Here is a 22,937-nt window from a genome sequence, read left to right as displayed (position 1 = left end):
ATGCGACATATTATTTCTGTTTTACTCGAAAACGAATCGGGTGCTTTAGCGCGTCTTGTCGGTTTGTTTGCTCAGCGCGGTTACAACATTGATTCGCTTACCGTAGCACCAACGGAAGACGCCACGCTTTCGCGTTTAACCTTGGTGACACACGGTAATGATCAAGTGATTGAACAAATTACTAAGCAGCTGCATAAACTAATTGAAGTAGTGAAATTGACTGATCTAAGCGAGTCCGCGCACATTGAACGCGAATTGATGCTGGTAAAAGTGAAAGCCGCCGGCAACCAACGCGACGAAGTAAAACGCTGTGCGGATATCTTCCGCGGCCAAATTGTTGATGTGTCTGCCAATACCTATACCGTGCAATTGGTCGGTACCAGCGACAAACTGGATGCGTTTATTCAGGCGTTAGCCGGTTCGCAGATCTTGGAAGTGGTGCGTAGCGGTGTGTCGGGTATTTCACGCGGTGAAAAAACCTTAGCGATGTAACGTGCACTAAGCTTACAGAGCGGCGACCTAGGTCGCCGTTTTCTTTGGCTGATGACGGCCATACACCCATTGAAACAGCGGGGAAGCCATCAAAGTGGTGACGATGGCCATTACCACCATAATCGAAAATAGCCCTTGCTGAATAATGCCGTAATTCAACGCGATATTAATAATAATCAGCTCCATTAGCCCACGCGCATTCATTAAGGCGCCCACTGCTAAAGAGGTTGGATTATCCGCACCGTTCCAACGAGCCGCGGCCCAACAGGCGGCAAACTTAGCTAAAATTGAGCACACTAAAATAATGAGTGTAATCAGCAACAAATTACCGCTGCCTAAAACATCTAACCGGGTATTTAAGCCCGAATAGGTAAAAAACATCGGCAACAATAACAAAATGGTAAGGCGCTCTAATCGCTTGCGTAGTAATTCGGCCATCAGGCCGCGCGGAATGGCAATACCCAATAAGAACCCGCCAAATACCGCATGCAAGCCCACCCAATCCATACTCCACGCCGATAGTGCGAACAACAGCATTATAAATACAAAAGGTGGCCACTGTAATTGTTGCTGCTGCGCCACCCGATCTGCCAAAGGTTGTAACCACCCCCGCACCTTCGTTAGCATCAATAAGGCATATAAACCGCCCCCCACTAAAGCGGTTAACAGTACACTGATGCCACCGCCAAAACTGGCCAATACCAAGGCTAAAATTAACCAGGCCGCAGCATCATCTATCGCACCCGCGGCCAAAGCCATTGTGCCCAGTGGCGTATTAGCAAGGCCGCGCTCATAAATAATACGGGCCAGCATCGGAAAGGCGGTAATCGCAATGGCAGCACCTAAAAAGAGCGCAGCATTAAAATAGCTGATACCGGGCGCAAATAAGCCTGGCTGCTCTAACAGCCACAAGCAGAGTAAAGCCGCCACAATAAAGGGTACCAGCATACCAGCCAGCGACACTGAAATGGCACTGCGGGCATGTTGTTTAAAAAGACGCGTATTAAATTCTAAGCCCACTAAAAACATATAAAGGCCGACACCTAATTGCGCGCCAAAATACAACCAACTGCGTGTTTCAGGGATAAAAATACTTTGTTGAAACGCGGGCAAAAACCAACCAAACAAAGAAGGGCCGAGCGCCACACCGGCAATCATCTCGCCAACGACTTTCGGTTGCCCAACAAACCTAGCCAGCCGACCAAATAACTGAGCCGCCATTAAAATCAGGGCTAACTGCGCAACAAACAACAAGATTAACTGCCAAAGAGACAACGTTAACTCCTAATAACCATATTTAACTGAGCAAGCCGAGATACCAACACAAGAACAATACGGCAAAACCAAACAAATAACTCAGTCCTAGCCAACTTAATAGGGTTAACCCTTTCGATAATGGCGGCATATCTGCGCCACGCAGTAAACTAAAATTCAGCCAAGCAAAAACGGGAGTAGTTAAAAACGCTAAGGTCATCGCAAAAGTCAGCATCGGGCCGAGCGCCGAGCGGAAAAAACAAGATCACCGCCATACCGCACAGTGCCTGCACAATCAGCCAACTGCTTAAACTCAGTCGATTATCTACTTTTTGCCAACCCAGTAGATAAAACGATTTATTCAGGGTGCGAGCATACCCATCAAGAACCGTGATGGTGGTGCCAAACATACATAAAAAGGCAATCAGCGACACTAACGGCTTTGACCATTCGCCAATGGTAGCGCCATACATATCGACCAATTGTTGGGCAAAGGCAGCACCGGCTAGGGCAATCGGTTGCGCCGTGCCGTATTGCACTAAAGCCCCTAAGGATACAAAAACCAGTGCCAAACCTGCGGTTAACCAATAACCGAGGTTAAAATCGAACAGGCCCTGAGCGCGCGTTACCGGTTGTCGCCGCTGTTTCGCGGTTAGCCACAATGAGCTAATCGCCGAAATTTCAATCGGTGCAGGCATCCACCCCATTAACGCCACTAAAAAGCCCAGCATCACTAATTGCCAAGGGGATTGCCCAACATAATCAGCGGGCGCTGACGCACCGTTTTTAGCCGCAATAATAGCCGCGGTTACGGTGGTGAGGGTTAAGAGCAACATAATCACTTTCGCGACGCTGTCTAGCGCCTGATAATGCCCCAGCAACAAGATCAGTAAGCAAGCCAATAAGATTAAGCAACACAACAGGGTTAAAGACCAGTTGCCAGGCAGTGCATATTGCAACAAGGCTGCTGTTAAAATTAGCACTGCCGCGGTATTCACCACCGCCGCGACGACATTTAACACAACAAAACTGTAAAAGTAGCCTTTACCCTTGCGTTGATAGCCTTCAAGCAGGGTTTCGTTTTGTTCTAAGGTGTATTGCACACCAAACCGAAAAAACGGGTACTTAAGAATATTGACCAATAAAATTAACCATAACAACTGCCAGCCGAATAAAGCCCCTGCTTGCGTTGATGCCACCAAATGTGAGCCACCAATCGCGGCTGTGGCCATTAAAACACCGGGCCCCAATGTTTGCAGGCGGGTGCGCCAGCCAGAGAAAACTTCGTGCATAATACGACTTGTTGATTGTTATTTAATGCTCGCTAGCTTAGCCTAAGCATCACAGTGATGCACTGCTTTTACCGCGAACAGAGGCTTGGAACATGCAAGAAAGCGATTTAACCGATCAGGCAACCCTACTTGAAGTACTCGAAAACCAATTAGCCGATAATTACCCAACAGAAGTGATGGCGACCTTAATGCGTTTACGTATGACAGGCCACAGTCGTGAGGCGGCTATGGAGTTAATGGCCTGCGCGCTAGCCCCAGAAATGTTTGCCGTGGTTGAACAGCAACAAAGCTTCAATTTAGAACGCTATACCGCGCATTTAGCGTTGTTACCTGCAACCCCTTGGTTAGATGAGGAGTAAGCTATGACAGAACCGCTTATTAAGCATCTCGCATCAGAGCAACGCTTTACGCTCACCTTGGCGGATGCCAGTGCACAGCTAGATTATCACGTGAATGGCAAGGTGATTAATTTTCACCATACCTTCGTGCCGCCGGCGTTTCGCGGTAAGGGTTTAGCAGAAAAATTGGTACGACATGCGCTGCAGTGGGCGCAAACAGAAGGTTATGACATTCAAGCAAGCTGCTCTTACGTGCAGCGTTTTCTCTAATAAAAAAGCCAGGTGACATCACCTGGCTTTTTCTATTTACTGATGCGGCTTATAGCTTCATGTCGATAATCGGCAATTGCAATTTTTCTAACTCAGGCTTGAGCTTATCTGCTTCACCCACTACCACAATCACCATCTCTTCTGGTGATAAATAACGGCTGGCTAACGCATTTAGTTGCGCTTGCGTGCTTTGCTGTAAGATCTGATTACGCTGCTGAGTAAACTCCGCACCGACGTTAAATTCTAACATCTGCGCCATAAAACCTAACTTGGCATTCGGTGTTTCATAACGTAACGCTTCAGATTGGTTTACCGCACTGCGCATAAAGGCTAACTCTTCAGCAGTAATACCCTTTTGTTGGTAATTGTTAAGCTCTTTTAAGAACTCTTCAATCGACTCACGCGTGACATCAGCCCGCACTGCGGCACTGGCCGAAAACATGCCGACTTGTTTATCACCACCAAAACCACTGCGCGCGCCATAGGTATAGCCTTTATCTTCACGTAAGTTAAGGTTGATACGGCTGTTAAAGTTGCCACCTAAGGTAAAGTTCATCAAACCCGCTTGATAGAACTCACCGGTCAGATCACGCGGCATAGCACGGCGCACAATACGGATCTCGGATTGTGGTGATTGGTCTTTATGCACTAAGTAAATCGCGCCTGTCTTTACCTTAGGTGCAGGCAGTGCCAAGTTTAACTCAGGTGCTTTACCTTGCCACTGTGGTGCCATATTCGCTAACAACGGCAGTAGTTCGGCTTGAGGTAAATCCGATACCGCCACTAACTGCGCGCCAGCAGGTTTAACAAAGGTTTGATAGAAACTATTAATCTGCTCTAAGGTCATCGTCGCTAAGGTTTGTTCGTTACCCATGCTTGGCTGACCGGCAATGGTGTCACCGAACATCAACTGGCTTACCGCTCGCTCGGCCAAGTAACTGGCATTTTTCTGTGCTTGCGCCAGTGATTGTAAACGTTGTTGTTTTAAACGATTAAAGTCTTCAGCTGAAAAAGCTGGGTTTAATAGTTTTTCCTGCACTAACTGCAAAGTTTGCGGTAAGTTACTGGTTAAACTGCTGACAAACACATTTAAATCGCGGTCATCGGCACTGATTGACACCGAACTGCCGAGTAATTCCAGCGCCATGCTCATTTGCTCGGTGCTGTAATTTTTAGTGCTCTCGTTCAGTAAGGACGCCATCATCGAGGCGACACCCGCTTGTTCTACGCTGTTAGCATAGCTACCGGCTGGGATCCGCAACAATAACGACGTAGTCGGTGTTTCTTCGCTAATTGACGCCAATACTTTGATGCCATTGGCTAACTCGCTGGTCCATGTAGCAGGTAAGGTGATCGCAGGGTTAGCACCGGCTTTAGGTACGGCTGTACGATCAAAGGTATGACTCGCTACACGTGTCGGTAAACTCTCAGACGCTGTGGCTTCAGCAGGGTCGAAAGTGCGCGGTGTGAAGTTATCTGGCGCTGCAATCATATCGGCCTTACCACGTGGCACCACACTACTAATCACTGCAGGTTTATTCTGCACATATTGCTGATATACCCGCATAACATCTTCTGCGGTGACTTCAGCATATGCTGCTAACAAGGTCGCAATACGGTCAGGATCACCGTAAAAGGTTTCATTGTAAGCCAACTGGCTCACTTTACCGGCCACGCTTTGTAAACCGAAGATACTACGCGCTTCAACGCGCGCTTTTGCCCGAGCTAGATCTTCAGGTTTAACGCCGCGCTCCGCCACTTGTTGTAAGTTTTGCCGTAACAGTTGCTCTAACTCAGCTAAGTTTTTACCTGAGGCTGGGTGTGGTAATGCCGTCAGGTTAAAGGTACAGGCTAATTCTTGACAGCGATGGCCTGCACCGGCTTGCACCGCAATTTGTGGCCGTACTAAGCTTTGATATAACAAAGAGTTGTTACCGCTTCCTAGAATATCACCTAAGATATTCAGCGCGGGTTCGTCTGGATGACCGGCATACACGGTAGGGAATGTCATGCTAAGTAACGGCAAGTGCACGTTATCTTCCATCGAGATATAACGATCGGCGGTTAATACCGCTGGGGCTTTTGCCATCTTTTCAACAGCAGGGCCTGCAGGAATTGTGGCAAAATACTTTTGCACTAAGGGCAGCACATCTTCCGCTTTAACCGCACCACCGATTGTCAGAGTGGCGTTATTCGGGCCATACCAACGTAAAAAGAAATCTTTTAACGCTGGCATATTGGCGCGATTTAAGTCATCCATATGACCAATCACCGGCCAAGAATATGGGTGACCATAAGGATACAGTGCTTGCGATAACTGCTCCCAATAACGGCCATAAGGCTGGTTATCTACCCGCTGCCCGCGCTCGTTTTTTACTGTCGATAATTGAATATCAAACTTTTCTTGCGTCACCGCATCCAGAAAATACCCCATGCGATCCGATTCTAACCACAGCATTTTTTCTAACTGGTTAACCGGTACCGTTTGGAAATAATTGGTGCGATCGCTGTTCGTGGTGCCGTTTAGCGTACCGCCAGCTTCAGTAACATATTTAAAATGCATTTCCGGGCCAACATTTTCTGATCCCTGAAACATCATGTGTTCAAAAAAGTGCGCAAAACCTGACTTACCTAACTCTTCACGCGCCGAACCAACATGGTAAGTTACATCAACATGCACCAATGGATCAGACTGATCTTCATGCACAATAACCGTTAAGCCATTGGCTAATTGGTATTTTTTATAGGGTAAATTTAATTCACCCGCTTGCTGTTGGCCTTCGGCCACTAGGGTAACACCCTCAGGTAAAGATTTAACCGATGTGGTGTTAGTACAGCCAGCTACACCGAGGGCAACCAGTAAGGCGAGACTTAAAGTAGATAATTTCAAAGCAGGCTCCGCTAATAAAAAAGGATTTACGCCTAGATTAAAACAGCTGTAGCCATTAATGAAAACCTTACAGATGTAACAAAATATAACACGCCAGCACCGCTGGCCTTAACAGACACCACTGTAACCAGTTGGTTTAAATCAATAAATTATTTAACCGCGCGTTGAAATGCATTTTACACCCTGATAGCGCTCGACCAAGACCCTAAAAATTACGTTAGTTACCGTTAAACGCGCCAGGCAAACACGATGAAGGCGCAGCGTCATCACGCTCTAGCGGGCGGCTCACTAAACCAAACCGACTTTATTCAGCCTACTTACGGCACTGCTCAAGCTGTTGAATTTGCAGTTGCAAAGCACGCGCCTGTTCACGCAGTAACACCAATTCATCATCGGATAAGGCAACCTGACAACGTAAAGCCGGCATCACATTGACCACTTGTTGCTCTAATGCTCGACCAAAAGGCGTGAGCACCACTTTTTTTACGCGCTCATCAGCGGGATCGCTTTGCCGCTGCAAAATGGCTTTTTGCTCTAACTTTTTAACCAGTGGCGTTAAAGTGCCCGAATCAAATAACGTCTGCTGCCCTAGTTGCCCCAAACTAATATTGTCTTGCTGCCATAAGGCGAGTAACACCACATACTGCGGGTAGGTCAAATCAAACGGCTGCAATAAGGGCCGATACAAACGCATCATGGCGTTATTGGCGCTGTATAACGCAAAACACACTTGCTGCGCTAAAGGTAAGGTTTTCTCTGTCATACCGCTGGTCTCATTTCGCCTTGCATGCTGCCTAGTATACGCTGAATCTCAGCCGCATAAAAATATTTCACGCAATTATATTGCGCGCAATATAAATTGACGTTAGTATCTGTCCGTCCGGTGCTTAATCCGGTTTACTTACTCACCAATTGGAGCGACACATGGAAATATTATATAAAGCCGTTGTTACCGCAACCGGTGGCCGTGATGGTCAAGTTAACTCAGATGATAATTTATTGAGCAGCAAATTATCTGCGCCAAAAGCCTTGGGGGGTAAAGGTGATGCAACTAACCCTGAGCAATTATTTGCCGCCGGTTATGCCGCCTGTTTTATTGGCGCTTTAAAATTTGTTGCTGGCCAGCAAAAACTTGCCTTACCTGCAGACAGCACCATTCGTGGCGAAGTAGGCATTGGTAAAATCGAAGGGGGTTTTGGTTTAGATGTTGATTTATTTATTAACTTACCGGGTTTAGCCGCAGACCAAGCCGAGCAGTTAGTCGCCGCAGCGCACCAAGTTTGCCCATACTCAAACGCTACTCGCGGTAATATTGAAGTACGCTTACACACTAGCGTTTAATAAAAAAGCGTGCCGCTGCCACGGCACGTTTTTCCAAGTGGATCCTGTTTTCTTAAAACCACTCGGTATTAAGAAACGGGATCAGCGCTAGTGTTAAGGCTTGTTGATAGACTTGGCTGCGACTTAATCGGTTTTGGGTTAATAAGCCAATTGCGCCACCCGCTTGTTTGATATTTTGCGTACCAAACAAGGTATCCATTGCATCACCCAGCTCTTGCCCTTGCTCTATGGCGGCAAGCGCCGCCTTGGGTAACATTAAACTCGCAGAACGTGCCTTACCGACATTGCCATTATGCTCAATTAACATCCACGCAAAGGTTAAATCGCCATCTAAACCAGCTTCAATCGACACATAGTAATCAGCAGCAATGGCCTGTTTTAAGGCCGTTAAACGATTTTTCGCGCCGGCATAGGTTTCTTCACTGCTCATCGGCTGATCGGGCACACCCGATGGCACATTAAGCCCTGTTACTGTCAGTGCTTGCTCTGGAAAGTTAGCATTAAAACATTGCTGTACCGCATTAATTTTCGCCGGATTCGCCGACGCGACTGCTATGCTCCACATGTATTCTACTCTTCGTTTCATCAGAGGCTTAGCCTAACGCGAGCCATGCCGACTTGTAAACAAAACGCCACCCTACCGACTCACGACGGACTTAATACTTTACGTAAAAGCGTTAATAAAAGAGGGCGCTAGGCCAGATACAACAGGGTTAATGCTCAGAAAAGTTAAATAAAGCAGAAGTACTCACAGAAGATAAGTAGGCGGCGATGCAAAGCAATCAGTGCGAGGCGTTAGAAACAACAAGGGCGTAATCTTGTGAATTACGCCCTTTGCGGTTGTAGGAACCTTTGCCCTTTTTCGCCTTAACCACCCTAGTTTGAAACAACTTACTGGTCACTAAAGCTTTTAACGCATTATCACGGATCTCTCCGCGACCATGCTCGCTGGTCGCTGATTTACTCATAGTGGTACTCCCCTTTAAAAACCAACAAGAAAAACGTCCAAAGTGTCACTGCAGGCTTAGGCAGCAACCCAGGCCGTAAGTTCCCTACTATTCGACTCACACACTGAGCCGAATAGTTGCCCGGTTCAAGCAATAACCGCCACTATTCGCCTGCGGTTAAGAAAGTTTGATAACTCTGATTGTTGCTAACCAATTGATACTGATAACCCAGCTTATCTAAGTAACTGGCAATATCGCTATGCTCAGCCACTTCAAAACCGGCCAACACATCCCCCGTGGCGGCACCATGGTTACGATAATGGAATAAGCTGATATTCCAATCTTCGCCTAATGTGTTGAGAAAATTCATCAATGCGCCAGGATATTCAGGGAAATTAAACTGATAGACCTGTTCAGTAATGGCTCGTGGCGGCATACCGCCGACCATATGCCGTACATGCAACTTGGCCAGCTCGTCATCAGAAAGATCTAAGTATTGATAACCGGCATCACTGAGTAATGTTTTTACGGTGGCTAGCTCTTGCTCACCGTGCCGCAGCTTGATGCCAACAAAGATATGCGCTTTACGATCACTGGCATAGCGGTAATTAAATTCAGTAATGGCTCGGCCGCCGAGAGTTTGGCAAAAGCGCCGAAAGCTGCCTTTTTCTTCTGGTATCGTCACGGCAAATACCGCTTCTTTTTTCTCGCCAAGTTCACAGCGCTCAGATACATAGCGCAAAGTATCAAAATTTAAGTTTGCACCACTGAGTACCGCTGCATAATGCTGGGGTTTTTCCAGCGTACTATTACTTAAACGTTGGCTGTATTTTTTTAACCCGGCCAAAGCTAAAGCGCCAGCCGGTTCCGCCACCGCGCGTAAATCATCAAAAATATCTTTAATGGCCGCACACATTTCGTCACTGGTTACGGTGATCACTTCATCACAAAAGCGTTTAGCGACATTAAAGTTTTCCGTACCAATACGCTTTACGGCCACACCATCTGCGAATAAACCTACTCGCGCCAAAGTCACCGGCTCACCCGCGGCCATGGCCGCCTTTAAACAGGCCGCATCTTCAGGCTCAACACCGATCACTTTAATATGTGGCTGAATAGCTTTGATATACACCGCCATACCCGCCATCAAGCCACCACCACCCACGGGAATAAACACGGCATCCAATTGATTATTTTGGCTTAATAGCTCTTTTGCTACCGTACCCTGCCCAGCTATAACATCGGCATCATCAAACGGCGGAATATAAATAGCGCCTTCGTCTCTGGCTTTAGCAATCGCAAAACTGTTAGCTTCATCAAAGGCCGTGCCGTGCAGCACCACATTACCGCCCAAGGCTTTGACCGCCGCCACTTTGATTTCAGGCGTGGTGATCGGCATAACGATAGTCGCTTTTAAGCCCAGCTTACTGGCTGATAAGGCCACACCCTGTGCATGATTTCCGGCAGAGGCGCAGATCACGGCAGCAGTAGGATACTGTTGTTTTACTTTATGTAGCTTATGAAAAGCCCCACGCACTTTAAAAGAATAAACCGGCTGTTTATCTTCGCGCTTTAATAATACCTGATGCCCCAAGCGTTTACTGAGCTTGGCCATGTCATCTAACGGAGTTTCAACCGCAGCTTGATAAACCGGCGATAACAAAATCTCCCGCAGATACTGTTGCATCACGTCGGCATCCGTTTGCTCGGGGTGGACTGTTGCCAGATTATTCATTGTGACTCCATTGCTCTTACTATTTACTGTATTAAAAAACCATTTACGCAGCTAACTGCTCTTCACTAAACCCACTTTGCAGCCAGCTAATCAGCTAACGTTACACACCCACGCGCCCCACTAAACGTGCAGCTCGCTAAACGCTAAGCGGGGCATCTCCAATACGGATGCTAGAGAGGAACCTACAAGGACCTACTCACAGCGTCCTTGCATATGGTTAACTTGCGAAACTGCAAAACCAACCAGGTAGCTAGTAAATCACTAAGCAAGGCGTCTCCAGCATTGATGCTGGAGATGAGCCTACAAGGACGTATCCACGGCGTCCTTGCGTGTGATTAACTAGCAAAACTGCACCTCATTGCACCACTTAATTACAATAGCCTTACTTAATTAATCTTCCAGCTTAGAAACATCGCGCACGGCGCCCTTATCGGCACTGCTTGCTAATAGCGCATAGGCTTTTAAGGCACTGCTTACCACACGCTGCCGATTTTCCGGCTTCCACGCCAGCTTACCTTTTGCCTGCATAGCCGCACGGCGCTCAGCCAACACCTTATCACTCACTGCAATACCAATTTTACGGTTAGGAATATCAATCTCCACCCGATCGCCTTCCTCAACCAGGGCAATCACCCCACCACTGGCCGCTTCTGGCGAAACATGACCAATAGATAAACCCGAGGTACCGCCAGAGAAACGACCATCCGTAATCAAAGCACAGGCTTTACCTAAGCCCATCGATTTTAAATAACTGGTCGGGTACAACATTTCTTGCATACCCGGGCCACCTTTGGGCCCCTCGTAGCGAATAATCACCGCATCACCGGCCACCACTTTGCCACCCAGAATGGCGGCAACAGCATCATCTTGGCTTTCAAAGATCCGAGCACGGCCAGTAAACACTAAGTTTTCTTTCTCTACGCCGGCGGTTTTAACGATACAACCATTAGGCGCTAAGTTGCCAAACAACACTGCTAAGCCGCCGTCTTGCGAGTAAGCATGCTCTTTACTGCGAATACAGCCATCGACCCGATCATCATCTAAACTGGGATAACGGCAACTTTGCGAAAAGGCTTTAGTCGTGCGAATACCGGCTGGGCCGGCTAAATACATTTGTTTGGCTGCCGCGTGCGCCGTAGACGCGATATCCCACTGCGCTAATACATCGGCTAAATCTTTACCCGCCACATGCGGTACATTCGGATTAAGTAAACCGGCACGATTTAACTCTGCCAAAATAGCAATAACCCCACCGGCACGATGCACATCTTCCATATGGTATTTTTGAGTAGAAGGTGCCACCTTACAAAGGTGTGGCACGATGCGAGATAAACGATCAATATCCGCCATGCCAAAATCTACTTCGGCTTCAATGGCCGCAGCTAATAAATGCAAAACAGTATTGGTAGAACCGCCCATAGCTATATCCAGCATCATGGCGTTTTCAAAAGCCGCTTTATTGGCAATATTGCGAGGTAAAGCACTGGCATCATCTTGTTTATACCAGCGATTACACAATTCCATAATGCGGAAACCGGCTTGCACAAATAATGCTTTACGATCAGCGTGCGTAGCTAATAACGAACCGTTACCCGGCTGACCTAAACCTAAGGCTTCCACTAAGCAGTTCATCGAATTGGCAGTAAACATGCCAGAGCAACTACCACACGTTGGGCAAGCACTGCGTTCAATTTGCTCGCTGTCACTGTCGCTCACTTTAGGATCGGCCGCAGAGACCATCGCATCCACTAAATCCAATTTGATAATTTGATCAGATAACTTGGTTTTACCCGCTTCCATCGGGCCGCCAGACACAAAGATCACCGGAATGTTTAAGCGCATCGCCGCCATTAACATGCCGGGCGTAATTTTATCGCAGTTTGAGATACACACCATGGCATCGGCACAGTGCGCGTTAATCATGTATTCAACAGAATCGGCTATTAGCTCACGCGAGGGTAAGCTGTACAACATGCCACCATGCCCCATGGCAATACCGTCATCCACCGCTATGGTATTGAATTCTTTGGCAATACCACCCGCTTCTTCAATGCTATTTGCAACCAGTTTACCTAAATCGCGTAAATGCACATGGCCTGGTACAAATTCGACAAAAGAGTTCACTACCGCGACGATGGGCTTACCAAAATCGGTGTCTTTCACACCTGTAGCGCGCCATAATGCTCTGGCGCCAGCCATATTACGTCCTTCGGTAACGGTTGCAGATCTTAACTTTGGCATTGTTATCTTTCCTAAAAATAAACGTTAGGCGCGAAGCGCGGCGACAGCAGCAGACGCTAATTCCAACTGCTGCACATCATAAAGTTTAACTAATTGACTGGTGAGTAAAGCGATAGGCTTATCACTTTGTACTTGTAAGGTAATGCGCATACCTGCGCGATCGGTCAGCGGTTTTAATTCTAAACCTGCCAATTTGTAACCACGATAACGGGTAACCTGCAATAAGCGCTCAACAACCGTTGCCTCATTGCTGGTGGTGATAGTTAGGGTATGTTGCATTAGTTGGTCTCCGTCATCATATCTTGGTTAGCGGCACCTGGCGGAACTAATGGCCAGACATTCTCTGTTTCATCAATGCGTACGTGCAGTAAATAAGGACCTGGCCAGGTGAACATTGCCTCTAGCGCATCGGCGACTTCGTCTTTGCGGGTGATCGTATGGCCAGGGATAGCAAATGCAGCGGCTAAAGCCACAAAGTCAGGGTTATCGGATAAGTCGGTTTCGCTATAACGCTCATTAAAAAACAATTGCTGCCATTGCTTAACCATGCCCAAGCGTTGATTATCAATTAAGACAATTTTCACCGGTAAACGAAAACGCTTAATGGTGCCCAGCTCTTGCACATTCATCATAAAAGAGCCGTCGCCACTGACTGCTAAAACCGTATCTTGTGGTCGTGCTAACTTGGCACCTATGGCGGCCGGCAAACCAAAACCCATAGTCCCTAAACCACCACTGGAAAGATGATTGCGCGGGCTGTTAAAGCGCATATGTTGCGCCACCCACATTTGGTGCTGGCCTACATCACAACACACCACGCTGTTGTCGGGCATGCGCTCGCTTAACTGTTTTAACAGCAAGGGAGCATAGATTTTTTCGCCGGGATGATCATAACGCCAGCCATGCTGCTGCTTTAATTGTTGGCAGTGAGCCAACCACGCATCGCACTGTGTCGGCGTAGTGATCGCCGGTAAGATTTGCTTCATATCACCCAGCAAGGCGCAATCGGCAAAACGTACTTTGTTAATTTCTGCCGGATCGATATCTAAATGGATCACTTTGGCATCGGGCGCAAATTTTTGTAAGTTGCCGGTTACGCGGTCATCAAAACGTGCACCTAAACACACTAATAAATCGCATTGCTGCACCGCTAAATTGGCCGCTTGCGTACCATGCATGCCCAACATGCCTAAATAGTGCACATTATCGCGAGCCACCGAGCCCATGCCTTTTAGCGTGGTCACGGATGGCATCACGCTTTCGGCTAAAAAGGCCTGTAAATGCGTTAAGGCATCAGCCATATGCACACCCCCGCCGATATAAGCCATCGGCTTGCTTGCGGCACTGATCAATTGACGGGCGGCTGCGGTATTCGCTAAAGAGGTACTTACTCGTTGGCTCGGCGCGTTAATCCACTCTGGTTCAGCAACCGGTGCTAATTGCACATCTTTTGGGATATCGACTAGCACAGGGCCTGGCCGACCACTGCGAGCTAAGGTAAAGGCTTGTTGTAAGATCGAAGCCAGTTCGTTGACATTACGCACCATAAAGCTGTGTTTGGTGACACTTAAGCTTAAACCTAACACATCAATTTCTTGAAAGGCATCCGAGCCCATCACCGCTTGTGATACCTGACCGGTGATCGCTACCAAGGGTACAGAATCTAATAACGCATCGGCCAACGACGTGATCAGGTTAGTGGCACCCGGGCCAGACGTAGCTAAACATACCCCGACTTTACCAGAGGCGCGCGCATAACCAATCGCTGAAAAAGCGCCGCCTTGCTCATGCCGACACAGATAATGCTTTACCGTGCTGTGATAGATCGCATCATAAATGGGCATAATAGCGCCGCCCGGGTAACCAAAAATGGTATCAACCCCTTGCTGCTGTAACACCTTTAATACCAACTCTGCGCCATTCATTTGTAACCTCAACCTTTTACTGATTTGGCCGGTGAAATTTTACCCAGCCCTGAAACGACAAAACCCCCGGTCTTTGCAGAGCGGGGGTTTTGCTGGAAATCGATTTGCATCTTATCTTCCGAAAACACCGCCCCCGCGGAGATTAATAATCACCACGCTTACGAGGACAAGAATGTTTAGAATGGAAGCTAAACGCATATTATTTACTCACTAACTCTAATCGGTTAATTGTTGAGGATCAGTTCACCTAATCACAATGTGTCTATTAATAGACGTCTATCTGTCTGGAGTCAACCGATTTCTAAAAAAAAGACACTTTTTGTACAAATAAATTAAAATTTGTACCTTGGCCAGTCTGCTATTACAGTATAGGTAATACCACTCATCGTTTCGCTGATGTTTTAAACAGTGCGGCTTTACTGACTTGGAGTTAATAATGAATGCCAATCTCTGGTTTTTCTTAAGTGTTTGTGTGATTTTTGGTGTAGGTTTTTGTATGTTTATTGTTTATTTGCAGCATTTAAAAACCATGAAGCAATTAGAACTAAACGCGACGCAGCACAAAAAAGACTAACGCTATCTAGCTTAATCACGCGCTAGCGACTCAGTTCAAAGCTAACAGGCAAACAAATGTATGGATCAACTTGAGCTGTTTGACATACCGAACCCCTGTATTGGGATTTGCCAAAGTAATAATAGAGGTTATTGCTTAGGGTGTTTGCGCTCGCGAGACGAACGTTTTAATTGGCCACAAAAACCCGCCAATGAACGATCGCGAATTTTACGGCTGTTAGCGCAGCGGCGTGCCCGGCTAAAAGTGAAAGCGCTAAGTGCCGAGCCAGAGGTTACACCCGCCGGCTCGTTAGATTTATTTTAAAGGTAAATATCATTAGGGCTGAAAAGCCCTAGCTACGTTTGACTAAACTGATTAAATACAATAACACCACCGCCCCTACCGTTGCCGTGATTAACGAACCCACAAAACCAAAGGCTTTTAAGCCTAGTGCACTAAATAAAAAACCGCCCAGCATAGAACCGACAATCCCCACCACAATATTACCTAGCAAACCAAAACCGCGGCCTTTCATAATATTGCCCGCTATCCAACCCGCCAAGGCGCCTAAAATTAAAAAAGCGATAAAGTTCATAGCATTCCCTTTTGACTCGTCTTAATTAAACACTAAGACTAGTCTACTTTGTTGTTTTTTCAAATAAAAAAAGCCATGAAGACACTCATGGCTTTTTAAAATGAATTATCAATTATTATTTAGTCTGTGTACTCTGATTTTTATTTACACTTTGCATCGCACCGTCTTTACCATGAGCAACATGATATTTTCCTACAGGCATAGTATTAACTACTGTTGCATTAACAATGTGTGCAATAGGTACATAATCAGTTAAAGCTGTTGTAATTGCAGTAGAAATTATATCTGCTATTAAATTACCGCTATTACCAGAAGTATTATGAACAATCATACTGTTATAGTTCCATAACACCTCTGAAGTTTGCGTTGAAACCAAATCAAACTCTGCTCCAACCGTCACGTTGCCACCAGTTACATAATAATTCGTATCCCATTTATTTATCGTGACGAAAAGTACCGCATCTGCACCAAATAGTTGTTTAAACTTTGATGCATTGACTTCTCGTAGTTGCGCGCCATCAATTATACCCTCTTGATTGAGTAATAAATTGGTCAAAGGTATGGGCATAACATAATAACCCGCTTCGGCTATCGGTTGCGCTATGGTAATTGAGTAAAGATCAGGAGCATCGGCTGCTGTTGAACGGTTGATTGCCGGCACAACTAAAATGGATAATGGTCGCTCAGTATACATTTTAGGAAATGCATCTTGCTTAGTGACCATCGGCGAAGCACAGCCAGTTATCAAGGCAACAAAACCAATAAAGGCTAACTTTACATTTAATTTCATTTGCTTGCTTCCTTAGCCATGTTCATCTGAATGAGTTGAATTAATTTTTCTGACTCGGGAAACAAACGTTTCTCTTCTTCAAAATACTGCATTGCTAAAGTCAGGTTTTTATCTTCAGCTTCTAGCAAAGCTAATTCTGCATAAATCCCTGGAGGTATTTTCTTCTTTTTCGTCGCTGCTAAAGTAACGATATTCATTAGTTCGGCTTTGTGTTTGCTGCGAACTTCATCCGTTGGTGCAGATTTTAATTTATATGCCGTCTGCGAATAACTGCCCCAATAATAGATGCTGTTATTATTAACCGTACATGCACTAAGGCCCACGGCAAGAACTGCAGTTATGATAATTTTTTTAATATTCATGGGATTCTAAGCTCAAAAGTATTGCCGTTAGTGACATAGATTTTTCTATTTACAATAATTTGACCCGAGCGCTCTACGATAACTTGGTGCGTACCGGTAGTAACCGATAATTTGGCAACTTTCTCACCTTTAAGTTTAAACGTTTTCATACTTTCTAAATCTATCCCGTCATCATTATCTAAGCGTAATACCGCCCCAGAAAAATTACCGACTAACTGAAGATAGGCTTTATCATCTACTTGAGTACTGGTTTGAAAGCTACTGCTACAGGCGGTTAGTAACAAAACCAAAAGGCTTACTAAAAATATTTTCATCTCAAACTTTTCCTTGTTCTTTAACTATCAGTTTTTGTATTTCTTTATCGGCAAGTGAACCTGAAACCACCTGACAGATTGATAATTCATTATCACCACTGCCTATAAACCCAATTACTTTTAAAGTAGCGACTTCTTCACCTGGAAGAGTAATTAACATACCGGTTTGCGGATTGCGAATTGGTTCACTTAGCACTTCAACTGAAAAAGTATCATTCAACTTGATGCCTTGTGATTTACCACCCGTCATTAAGAAGTTAGAGCCCTGCTGACTCACCAAATAAGCCTGCCAAGGCGCATCTAACAGATTTTCTGTAATGTTACTAACCAACTTAGAAATAGCAGCAGACAAAGCTTTATCATTAATAGCAGTATCATAGGCAGCGCGTTCACCAACACCTAGAACCGTATTGGCTTCAACTCTTGCTTCGCCTGTCGCTTCTTCTGAATAGATAACTTGTCCAGTTCGAGTATTAATAAGCCTGACATTGACCGTAGCCGTTGCCGTTTGCACTAGATTACGACTAAATACACCGACCTCACTATTGGTAGAACGACCAAACTCAGACACAGAGCCAACAATTAAGTAGTCAGATCCAATATTTTGAACAGTAGTCCCGCTCATGCTCTGCTCTTGCTGAACTTTATCCAAGTCTGAGCGCTCTAGCATAATAAACTTCTGAGTATCAGTTAGCCTTGCAGATAGAATATCGGATGCTTGCTTACCTAATCGATCAGCATTCTGATCTATTAAAAAAGCATTACCCCTTTTAGTTTCATCAGAAAAACGAGCAATCGCAATCACGCGCTTCAAACTCATGTTTTGTTGTTGAGATAAGGTAGCACTGACAACAGGTTTAGTTGTAGTTGGTTGATTAACAACTTCGCGGGTTGCGGAAGTACAAGCAGTAAGCGTTAACAACGCCAAAGGTATGATTATTTTTTGCATATTCCCTCAAATAGGCACAATGATACTGGATACAATTATGCAACCAGCGTCCATGCCGTTATAAAACAATTCAATTAAAAGTAGCGATAGAATATCAGAGGATGTAAATAATTTACACAAGAAACCAAATTAATAATTTTAAATTAACTCTTGAATACACAATAAAAAGCGCCTAATCATTTAAGCGCTTTTTTGTCAGTACACCATTCTTAGAATGCGTAACTCAGACCGAATTTGATGTAGTCTTCATCACTTCCGGTAGCGAATGAAGCCACTAAATGGAATTTTTCATTAAATTTGAAACGCCCATCAACTCCAAAATAAGTTGAACCGCCGTCATCATCACCAGACAAATCAGCGTGTTCAACATATACGCCACCTTCAAACATATCCCAACTATGTTTTAAACCTGTCTTTAATAAAAATCCATCTGCAGAACCAGACTCACGAAAATTTATTGCAGCACTTGAAATCGCAAGATCTATTTCTTGGCTGATGTAGCCAACTTGAGCATACCAATCAGTATTTTCGCCAAGGGTATAACGATAACCAACAGATAATTTTATTTCGTCAGCTGTTAATTTAGCTGAAAAACCATCATCACTATCTGAGTCACTTACTGAAAAATAAGAGCCATGTAAATAAATGTTATCTGTTAAAAGCTTCGAAGCTTCTAAACCTGCGCCTGTTGCGTTTAGGTCTATGTCATCAACTTTTAGATTCACATAGGTTGCATTGATAAAATCAAAGGTATTTGTTTGTGCTGCAGCAACTGAAGAAAACCCAGCAAGCGCCATCGCTAAAAAGGTAAATTTCATATTTAAACTCCATTTAAATGTTTTGAAAATATTGCGCCGCTAAACTAATACAGCAAAGCGCTAACAGTCAACACTGAAATGTTAAATTTATTAAATTAAATAGAGTTTTATGGTTGCAAAAATACTAATTCAGCTTTTCCATTTCTTCTGTAGTTAACTCGCGATACTCCCCCTCAGCCAAATCATCCGGTAAAGCTAAACCACCAATTTGCTCGCGATGTAACTGCTCAACTTTATTGCCAAGCGCGGCGAACATGCGTTTTACTTGATGATATCGCCCCTCATGAATGGTCAGCAGGGCTTCGCATTCATCAACAATCACCAACTCTGCGGGTTTAGTGGCGTCTTTTTCGTTGCGCAGCATGATGCCTTCGGCAAATTGCGCGATAGCCTCTGTAGGGATCGGATCGGCAGTCCAAACACGATAGGTTTTCGGCACATGATGCTTTGGCGCCGTTAATCGATGTGACCACTGCCCGTCGTCGGTTAACAGTAAGAGGCCGGTAGTATCCAGATCCAGCCGCCCTACACTGTGCAGGCGCTCAACAAGTGGCTCGTCGAGTAAGGTAAACACGGTAGGATGTTCTGGATCGTCATTAGCGCAGATGTAACCGGCAGGCTTATGCAACATAAAGTAGCGTAAACCAATCAGCTGCAGCGGTTGATCATCCAAGGTTACGCTGTCAGCCGCTAACACTTGGCGCGCGGCTTGTTTCACCACTTCGCCATTGACCGTCACAAGGCCTTGACGAATATTTTTACCGGCTTGCGAACGCGTCAAACCAGTACAATCACATATAAATTTATCTAAACGCATAAGTCACCTTTATTAGCTGCGCTTAGTGTAACCAAATTTTTGCGGTTAGTCGTTAAGTGCTGACACCATAAAGTGCGGATTCAGTAGGTTTTCACGATGATAAACCTGCGCATCAATGCCGCTAAAACTCACTTTTGCCCCGGCCTCTAGTGCAATAATATGGCCAGCGCCGGTATCCCATTGCATGGTTGGGCCAAAACGGGGATAGACATCAGCACTGCCCTCAGCCACTAAGCAGAACTTGAGTGAGCTGCCCACCGCGACCATTTCATGCTGCGGAAATTGCGCGAGGTAACCGGCTAAATCGGGGCTTGGATGACTGCGACTGCCGACCACACGAATGACTTCACCCGGTTTACTCACCTGAATAGGCAGGCTACCACTGGCGTTTTTTACAAAACTGCCGATGCCTTTTGCGGCAGAGTACGTTCTTTCCAGCACAGGCGCATGGATCACGCCAAGCACCGGCTCACCCTGTTCAATCAGCGCAATATTTACGGTAAATTCACCATTACGTTTGATGAACTCTTTAGTGCCATCCAAGGGGTCGACCAGCCAATAACGCTGCCATTGCTGGCGAATCTCCCAGCTAATATCGGCGGCTTCTTCAGACAAAATGGGAATGTCAGGGGTCAATGCGTTTAATGCCCGCACGATCAACTGATGTGCCGCTAAGTCGGCTGCAGTGAGAGGTGAAGCATCGGCTTTATCGGTGATATTAAAATCACTGCTGTCTTTTTGGTATACCGTTAAAATAGCCGCACCGGCTTGTTCGGCGATCTGAATAATGTTTTGTAAAAGTTGCATGGTGAATTCCAGATTAAATTAGGCTGTCATGCCATGAATAAGCTCATTTAGCCGATCAGGCCACGCCAACTCACGTTAAATAATAATGTGCCGGCGTTGTAAAAGCGCCAGCAATTGCTCAACACTTTGCTCAATAGTAAGCTCAGCGGTATTAAGCACTAAATCAGCGGCGATAGGCGGCTCATAAGGATCAGAGATGCCCGTAAAGTGGCTAATTTCTCCGGCACGGGCTTTTTTGTATAAGCCTTTGACATCGCGCTGCTCACAAACAGCCAAAGGCGTGGCGATATGCACTTCAATAAATTTACCTGCGGGCACTAAGCTTTTCACTAATTCACGTTGACTGCGATAAGGCGAGATAAAAGCACTTAATACCAATAAACCAGCATCGACCATTAAGCCCGCCACCGCACCGACGCGGCGTAAATTCTCGGTACGATCGGCGACGCTAAAGCCTAAGTCAGCACACAAACCATGCCGTACATTATCACCATCGAGCAAATAAGTATGGGTACCTCGCGCCAGCAGCGCTTGCTCTAAGGCATTGGCCACCGTCGATTTACCTGAACCACTGAGCCCCGTAAACCAGACTACCGCACTTTGATGACCATTAAGTTCAGCTCGGGTTGTGGCATCCACTTGATAGTCTTGCCATTTAATATGCGCATTATTCGCCATTATTCACTCTCTGTTAGTACGCTTAGGCAGAGTATACCCTGCGCTGGCGGTTACTGCAGTTGGGTTAGCGGCTGTGCAAACACTGCGGCACTGGGCCGCTGCCCAAACCAATGTAACTGCGATTGTAACGCAACCACTTCACCTATAATCACTAACGCCGGCGATACCACCTGATGTTGTTGCACCAAGCTGCCCAGTTCAGCCAAAGTACCGGTGATCAAACGCTGCTCGCGCCGAGTACCGTTTTCAACAATGGCTAAGGGGGTGTTGGCATGCCGCCCTGCCGCGATTAACTGGGCTTGAATATCTGCCGCTTTTAAAATACCCATATAAATCACTAAGGTTTGCTGCGAGCGACTCATACTATGCCAGTCGGGCTGATCACCGTCTTTACGACAATGGCCAGTAACAAACTGTACGCTTTGTGCATGCTCACGATGCGTTAATGGGATCCCCGCATAAGCGGCACAGCCTGCGGCAGCCGTCACGCCCGGTACCACTTGAAACGGAATAAGGTGCGGCAATAACGCCTCAATTTCTTCGCCGCCACGACCAAAAATAAAGGGGTCGCCGCCTTTTAAACGACACACTTTTTTACCCGCTAAGGCTAGTTCGATCAGTAAGGCATTGGTTTCTTGCTGCGCGACCGAATGCGCCCCCGCTTTTTTACCCACACACAGCCGTTCAGCGTCACGCCTTACCAGTTCTAAAATTTCTGGCGAAACCAGATAGTCATACACAACAACATCGGCTTGTTGCATTAATTGTAGCGCTTTTAAGGTTAATAACTCTGGATCGCCTGGACCGGCGCCGACAATCCACACTTCGCCTTGCCGCGCAGGCACCTGCTCTTGCAGCATCGCATCTAAACGCTGCTCCGCTTGCGCGGGTAAGTTTTGCTCAAGATCGCGCACCACATCAGAATCAAACACTTTTTCCCAAAACTGCCGACGCGCAGCAAAACCTTGAAATTTAGCTTTAACTTTATCGCGAAATCGCCCCACTAACTGTGCTAGAGGCCCAAGATGCTGGGGTAATAAGGTTTCGAGCTTTTCGCGTAAACGGCGCGCTAACACCGGTGCCGTACCAAAACTGGAGATCGCAATAATAATCGGGCTACGGTCTATAATCGAAGGGAAAATAAAACTGCATTTAGGCTGATCATCTACCGTATTGGCCAACATATTGCGGGCGGTGGCGGCGGCAAATACAGCAGCATTAACGCTATCGTTATCGGTGGCGGCAATGACTAATAATTTACCGTCCAGCAGCTCTGGAGAAAAATAGCCGGTAATCAGCTCTGCCTTACCTTGCTGCTGCCACTCGATAAATTCTGCGGCAAACTCGGGAGAAATCACCGTCAGCTTGGCACCTGCCGTAAGCAGCGTGCCGGCTTTGCGTAAGGCAACCGAGCCACCACCGACAATCAGTACCGGTTTATCGGTAAGTTTTACAAACAAAGGCAGATACTGCACAAAGGCTCCTACAGTTAGCGGATACAGGCCATCTTAATGATGAATCATAGCGCT

At 46.2% G+C, this 22,937-nt stretch carries 25 protein-coding genes and 1 pseudogene; 6 read left to right on the top strand and 20 right to left on the bottom strand.

From position 1 onward, the window contains the following. Positions 1 to 492 (top strand): acetolactate synthase small subunit, encoded by a 492-nt coding sequence (ilvN, locus tag ACUJFK_RS02235; RefSeq protein WP_226750511.1) that lies wholly within the window; start codon positions 1 to 3, stop codon positions 490 to 492. A gap of 27 nt (positions 493 to 519) precedes the next feature. Here the strand turns inward: ilvN and ACUJFK_RS02230 are convergent, their stop codons facing one another. After that, positions 520 to 1,767 carry a cation:proton antiporter gene (locus tag ACUJFK_RS02230; RefSeq protein WP_445425937.1) on the bottom strand — a complete coding sequence of 416 codons (1,248 nt, stop codon included), beginning with the start codon at positions 1,765 to 1,767 and terminating at the stop codon, positions 520 to 522. A gap of 22 nt (positions 1,768 to 1,789) precedes the next feature. Next, positions 1,790 to 2,978, bottom strand: a pseudogene (locus ACUJFK_RS02225) (NRAMP family divalent metal transporter). A gap of 152 nt (positions 2,979 to 3,130) precedes the next feature. Here ACUJFK_RS02225 and ACUJFK_RS02220 point away from each other — a divergent pair. Both ACUJFK_RS02220 and ACUJFK_RS02215 read left to right on the top strand, forming a co-directional pair. Continuing rightward, positions 3,131 to 3,397: a hypothetical protein gene (locus tag ACUJFK_RS02220; RefSeq protein WP_229584614.1), complete on the top strand. Its 267-nt coding sequence runs from the start codon at positions 3,131 to 3,133 to the stop codon at positions 3,395 to 3,397. 3 nt (positions 3,398 to 3,400) lie between these two features. After that, entirely contained in the window at positions 3,401 to 3,646 is a 246-nt protein-coding gene (locus ACUJFK_RS02215) for a GNAT family N-acetyltransferase (RefSeq protein ID WP_226750515.1), read from the top strand. Positions 3,647 to 3,695: 49 nt separating this feature from the next. On the opposite strand, the gene ACUJFK_RS02210 is transcribed toward ACUJFK_RS02215, so the two are convergent. Then, positions 3,696 to 6,536, bottom strand: a complete 2,841-nt coding sequence (locus tag ACUJFK_RS02210) for a M16 family metallopeptidase (protein ID WP_445425936.1) — start codon at positions 6,534 to 6,536, stop codon at positions 3,696 to 3,698. 313 nt (positions 6,537 to 6,849) lie between these two features. Then, positions 6,850 to 7,299, bottom strand: a complete 450-nt coding sequence (locus ACUJFK_RS02205; RefSeq protein WP_306177387.1) for a MarR family winged helix-turn-helix transcriptional regulator — start codon at positions 7,297 to 7,299, stop codon at positions 6,850 to 6,852. 161 nt (positions 7,300 to 7,460) lie between these two features. On the opposite strand from ACUJFK_RS02205, the gene ACUJFK_RS02200 reads away from it, so the two are divergent. Beyond that, positions 7,461 to 7,877 carry an organic hydroperoxide resistance protein gene (locus ACUJFK_RS02200; RefSeq protein ID WP_226750518.1) on the top strand — a complete coding sequence of 139 codons (417 nt, stop codon included), beginning with the start codon at positions 7,461 to 7,463 and terminating at the stop codon, positions 7,875 to 7,877. A gap of 52 nt (positions 7,878 to 7,929) precedes the next feature. Here the strand turns inward: ACUJFK_RS02200 and yjjX are convergent, their stop codons facing one another. The 6 genes from yjjX to ilvG all read right to left on the bottom strand — a co-directional run bounded on the left by yjjX (position 7,930) and on the right by ilvG (position 14,725). Continuing rightward, positions 7,930 to 8,442: an inosine/xanthosine triphosphatase gene (gene yjjX, locus ACUJFK_RS02195; RefSeq protein WP_445425935.1), complete on the bottom strand. Its 513-nt coding sequence runs from the start codon at positions 8,440 to 8,442 to the stop codon at positions 7,930 to 7,932. A gap of 217 nt (positions 8,443 to 8,659) precedes the next feature. Then, the gene (locus ACUJFK_RS02190; RefSeq protein ID WP_226750520.1) at positions 8,660 to 8,845 is read right to left on the bottom strand and encodes a ribosome alternative rescue factor ArfA; all 186 of its coding nucleotides are present in this window, start codon (positions 8,843 to 8,845) and stop codon (positions 8,660 to 8,662) included. Between the two features lie 142 nt (positions 8,846 to 8,987). After that, entirely contained in the window at positions 8,988 to 10,559 is a 1,572-nt protein-coding gene (ilvA, locus tag ACUJFK_RS02185; RefSeq protein WP_445425934.1) for a threonine ammonia-lyase, biosynthetic, read from the bottom strand. A 390-nt stretch (positions 10,560 to 10,949) separates the two neighbouring features. Further along, entirely contained in the window at positions 10,950 to 12,800 is a 1,851-nt protein-coding gene (gene ilvD, locus ACUJFK_RS02180; RefSeq protein ID WP_445425933.1) for a dihydroxy-acid dehydratase, read from the bottom strand. Positions 12,801 to 12,824: 24 nt separating this feature from the next. Next, the gene (gene ilvM, locus ACUJFK_RS02175) at positions 12,825 to 13,079 is read right to left on the bottom strand and encodes an acetolactate synthase 2 small subunit (RefSeq protein WP_226750523.1); all 255 of its coding nucleotides are present in this window, start codon (positions 13,077 to 13,079) and stop codon (positions 12,825 to 12,827) included. Continuing rightward, positions 13,079 to 14,725, bottom strand: coding sequence for an acetolactate synthase 2 catalytic subunit (gene ilvG, locus ACUJFK_RS02170; RefSeq protein WP_445425932.1), 1,647 nt, complete (start codon positions 14,723 to 14,725; stop codon positions 13,079 to 13,081). The genes ilvM and ilvG overlap by 1 nt, the downstream gene beginning before the upstream one ends. A 436-nt stretch (positions 14,726 to 15,161) precedes the next feature. On the opposite strand from ilvG, the gene ACUJFK_RS02165 reads away from it, so the two are divergent. After that, on the top strand, positions 15,162 to 15,299 hold the full coding sequence (locus tag ACUJFK_RS02165) for a hypothetical protein (RefSeq protein ID WP_226750525.1): 138 nt from the start codon (positions 15,162 to 15,164) through the stop codon (positions 15,297 to 15,299). 60 nt (positions 15,300 to 15,359) lie between these two features. Continuing rightward, the gene (locus ACUJFK_RS02160) at positions 15,360 to 15,602 is read left to right on the top strand and encodes a DUF1289 domain-containing protein (protein ID WP_445425931.1); all 243 of its coding nucleotides are present in this window, start codon (positions 15,360 to 15,362) and stop codon (positions 15,600 to 15,602) included. A gap of 28 nt (positions 15,603 to 15,630) precedes the next feature. On the opposite strand, the gene ACUJFK_RS02155 is transcribed toward ACUJFK_RS02160, so the two are convergent. From ACUJFK_RS02155 to cysG, 10 genes are all read right to left on the bottom strand, one after another. Further along, positions 15,631 to 15,873, bottom strand: a complete 243-nt coding sequence (locus tag ACUJFK_RS02155; RefSeq protein ID WP_226750527.1) for a GlsB/YeaQ/YmgE family stress response membrane protein — start codon at positions 15,871 to 15,873, stop codon at positions 15,631 to 15,633. A 115-nt stretch (positions 15,874 to 15,988) separates the two neighbouring features. Continuing rightward, the gene (locus ACUJFK_RS02150; protein ID WP_226750528.1) at positions 15,989 to 16,663 is read right to left on the bottom strand and encodes a GNA1162 family protein; all 675 of its coding nucleotides are present in this window, start codon (positions 16,661 to 16,663) and stop codon (positions 15,989 to 15,991) included. Further along, the gene (locus ACUJFK_RS02145) at positions 16,660 to 17,025 is read right to left on the bottom strand and encodes a DUF4810 domain-containing protein (protein ID WP_226750529.1); all 366 of its coding nucleotides are present in this window, start codon (positions 17,023 to 17,025) and stop codon (positions 16,660 to 16,662) included. The genes ACUJFK_RS02150 and ACUJFK_RS02145 overlap by 4 nt, the downstream gene beginning before the upstream one ends. After that, positions 17,022 to 17,339 (bottom strand): hypothetical protein, encoded by a 318-nt coding sequence (locus ACUJFK_RS02140; protein ID WP_226750530.1) that lies wholly within the window; start codon positions 17,337 to 17,339, stop codon positions 17,022 to 17,024. Before ACUJFK_RS02140 ends, ACUJFK_RS02145 begins: the two co-directional genes overlap by 4 nt. Position 17,340: 1 nt before the next feature. Continuing rightward, entirely contained in the window at positions 17,341 to 18,288 is a 948-nt protein-coding gene (locus tag ACUJFK_RS02135; RefSeq protein ID WP_226750531.1) for a CsgG/HfaB family protein, read from the bottom strand. Between the two features lie 209 nt (positions 18,289 to 18,497). After that, the gene (locus ACUJFK_RS02130) at positions 18,498 to 19,106 is read right to left on the bottom strand and encodes a porin family protein (protein WP_226750532.1); all 609 of its coding nucleotides are present in this window, start codon (positions 19,104 to 19,106) and stop codon (positions 18,498 to 18,500) included. 124 nt (positions 19,107 to 19,230) lie between these two features. After that, the gene (gene rsuA / locus ACUJFK_RS02125; protein ID WP_445425930.1) at positions 19,231 to 19,923 is read right to left on the bottom strand and encodes a 16S rRNA pseudouridine(516) synthase RsuA; all 693 of its coding nucleotides are present in this window, start codon (positions 19,921 to 19,923) and stop codon (positions 19,231 to 19,233) included. A gap of 45 nt (positions 19,924 to 19,968) precedes the next feature. Beyond that, complete coding sequence (gene cysQ / locus ACUJFK_RS02120) at positions 19,969 to 20,730, bottom strand: 3'(2'),5'-bisphosphate nucleotidase CysQ (RefSeq protein ID WP_445425929.1); 762 nt, start codon at positions 20,728 to 20,730, stop codon at positions 19,969 to 19,971. A 75-nt stretch (positions 20,731 to 20,805) separates the two neighbouring features. Then, positions 20,806 to 21,408: an adenylyl-sulfate kinase gene (gene cysC, locus ACUJFK_RS02115; RefSeq protein WP_445425928.1), complete on the bottom strand. Its 603-nt coding sequence runs from the start codon at positions 21,406 to 21,408 to the stop codon at positions 20,806 to 20,808. Between the two features lie 50 nt (positions 21,409 to 21,458). Continuing rightward, positions 21,459 to 22,883: a siroheme synthase CysG gene (gene cysG, locus ACUJFK_RS02110; protein WP_445425927.1), complete on the bottom strand. Its 1,425-nt coding sequence runs from the start codon at positions 22,881 to 22,883 to the stop codon at positions 21,459 to 21,461. Positions 22,884 to 22,937 lie beyond the last annotated feature (54 nt).

The organism is Alishewanella sp. HL-SH06 (genome assembly GCF_052656265.1).
The sequence above is the reverse complement of the archived record's forward strand: the minus strand, read 5'-3'. Positions and strand labels throughout refer to the sequence as shown.

Excerpts from the sequence above, each read along its gene's own strand:
- ACUJFK_RS02215 (WP_226750515.1), top strand. The coding sequence starts at position 3,401 with ATGACAGAACCGCTTATTAAGCATCTCGCATCAGAGCAACGCTTTACG.
- ilvM (WP_226750523.1), bottom strand. The coding sequence starts at position 13,079 with ATGCAACATACCCTAACTATCACCACCAGCAATGAGGCAACGGTTGTT.
- ACUJFK_RS02200 (WP_226750518.1), top strand. The coding sequence starts at position 7,461 with ATGGAAATATTATATAAAGCCGTTGTTACCGCAACCGGTGGCCGTGAT.
- ACUJFK_RS02155 (WP_226750527.1), bottom strand. The coding sequence starts at position 15,873 with ATGAACTTTATCGCTTTTTTAATTTTAGGCGCCTTGGCGGGTTGGATA.
- ACUJFK_RS02160 (WP_445425931.1), top strand. The coding sequence starts at position 15,360 with ATGGATCAACTTGAGCTGTTTGACATACCGAACCCCTGTATTGGGATT.
- ilvD (WP_445425933.1), bottom strand. The coding sequence starts at position 12,800 with ATGCCAAAGTTAAGATCTGCAACCGTTACCGAAGGACGTAATATGGCT.
- ACUJFK_RS02190 (WP_226750520.1), bottom strand. The coding sequence starts at position 8,845 with ATGAGTAAATCAGCGACCAGCGAGCATGGTCGCGGAGAGATCCGTGAT.
- ACUJFK_RS02165 (WP_226750525.1), top strand. The coding sequence starts at position 15,162 with ATGAATGCCAATCTCTGGTTTTTCTTAAGTGTTTGTGTGATTTTTGGT.
- ilvN (WP_226750511.1), top strand. The coding sequence starts at position 1 with ATGCGACATATTATTTCTGTTTTACTCGAAAACGAATCGGGTGCTTTA.
- ACUJFK_RS02135 (WP_226750531.1), bottom strand. The coding sequence starts at position 18,288 with ATGCAAAAAATAATCATACCTTTGGCGTTGTTAACGCTTACTGCTTGT.
- ACUJFK_RS02145 (WP_226750529.1), bottom strand. The coding sequence starts at position 17,025 with ATGAATATTAAAAAAATTATCATAACTGCAGTTCTTGCCGTGGGCCTT.
- rsuA (WP_445425930.1), bottom strand. The coding sequence starts at position 19,923 with ATGCGTTTAGATAAATTTATATGTGATTGTACTGGTTTGACGCGTTCG.
- ACUJFK_RS02220 (WP_229584614.1), top strand. The coding sequence starts at position 3,131 with ATGCAAGAAAGCGATTTAACCGATCAGGCAACCCTACTTGAAGTACTC.
- cysC (WP_445425928.1), bottom strand. The coding sequence starts at position 21,408 with ATGGCGAATAATGCGCATATTAAATGGCAAGACTATCAAGTGGATGCC.
- ACUJFK_RS02130 (WP_226750532.1), bottom strand. The coding sequence starts at position 19,106 with ATGAAATTTACCTTTTTAGCGATGGCGCTTGCTGGGTTTTCTTCAGTT.
- ACUJFK_RS02150 (WP_226750528.1), bottom strand. The coding sequence starts at position 16,663 with ATGAAATTAAATGTAAAGTTAGCCTTTATTGGTTTTGTTGCCTTGATA.
- ilvG (WP_445425932.1), bottom strand. The coding sequence starts at position 14,725 with ATGAATGGCGCAGAGTTGGTATTAAAGGTGTTACAGCAGCAAGGGGTT.
- yjjX (WP_445425935.1), bottom strand. The coding sequence starts at position 8,442 with ATGTGGAGCATAGCAGTCGCGTCGGCGAATCCGGCGAAAATTAATGCG.
- cysQ (WP_445425929.1), bottom strand. The coding sequence starts at position 20,730 with ATGCAACTTTTACAAAACATTATTCAGATCGCCGAACAAGCCGGTGCG.
- ilvA (WP_445425934.1), bottom strand. The coding sequence starts at position 10,559 with ATGAATAATCTGGCAACAGTCCACCCCGAGCAAACGGATGCCGACGTG.
- ACUJFK_RS02205 (WP_306177387.1), bottom strand. The coding sequence starts at position 7,299 with ATGACAGAGAAAACCTTACCTTTAGCGCAGCAAGTGTGTTTTGCGTTA.
- ACUJFK_RS02140 (WP_226750530.1), bottom strand. The coding sequence starts at position 17,339 with ATGAAAATATTTTTAGTAAGCCTTTTGGTTTTGTTACTAACCGCCTGT.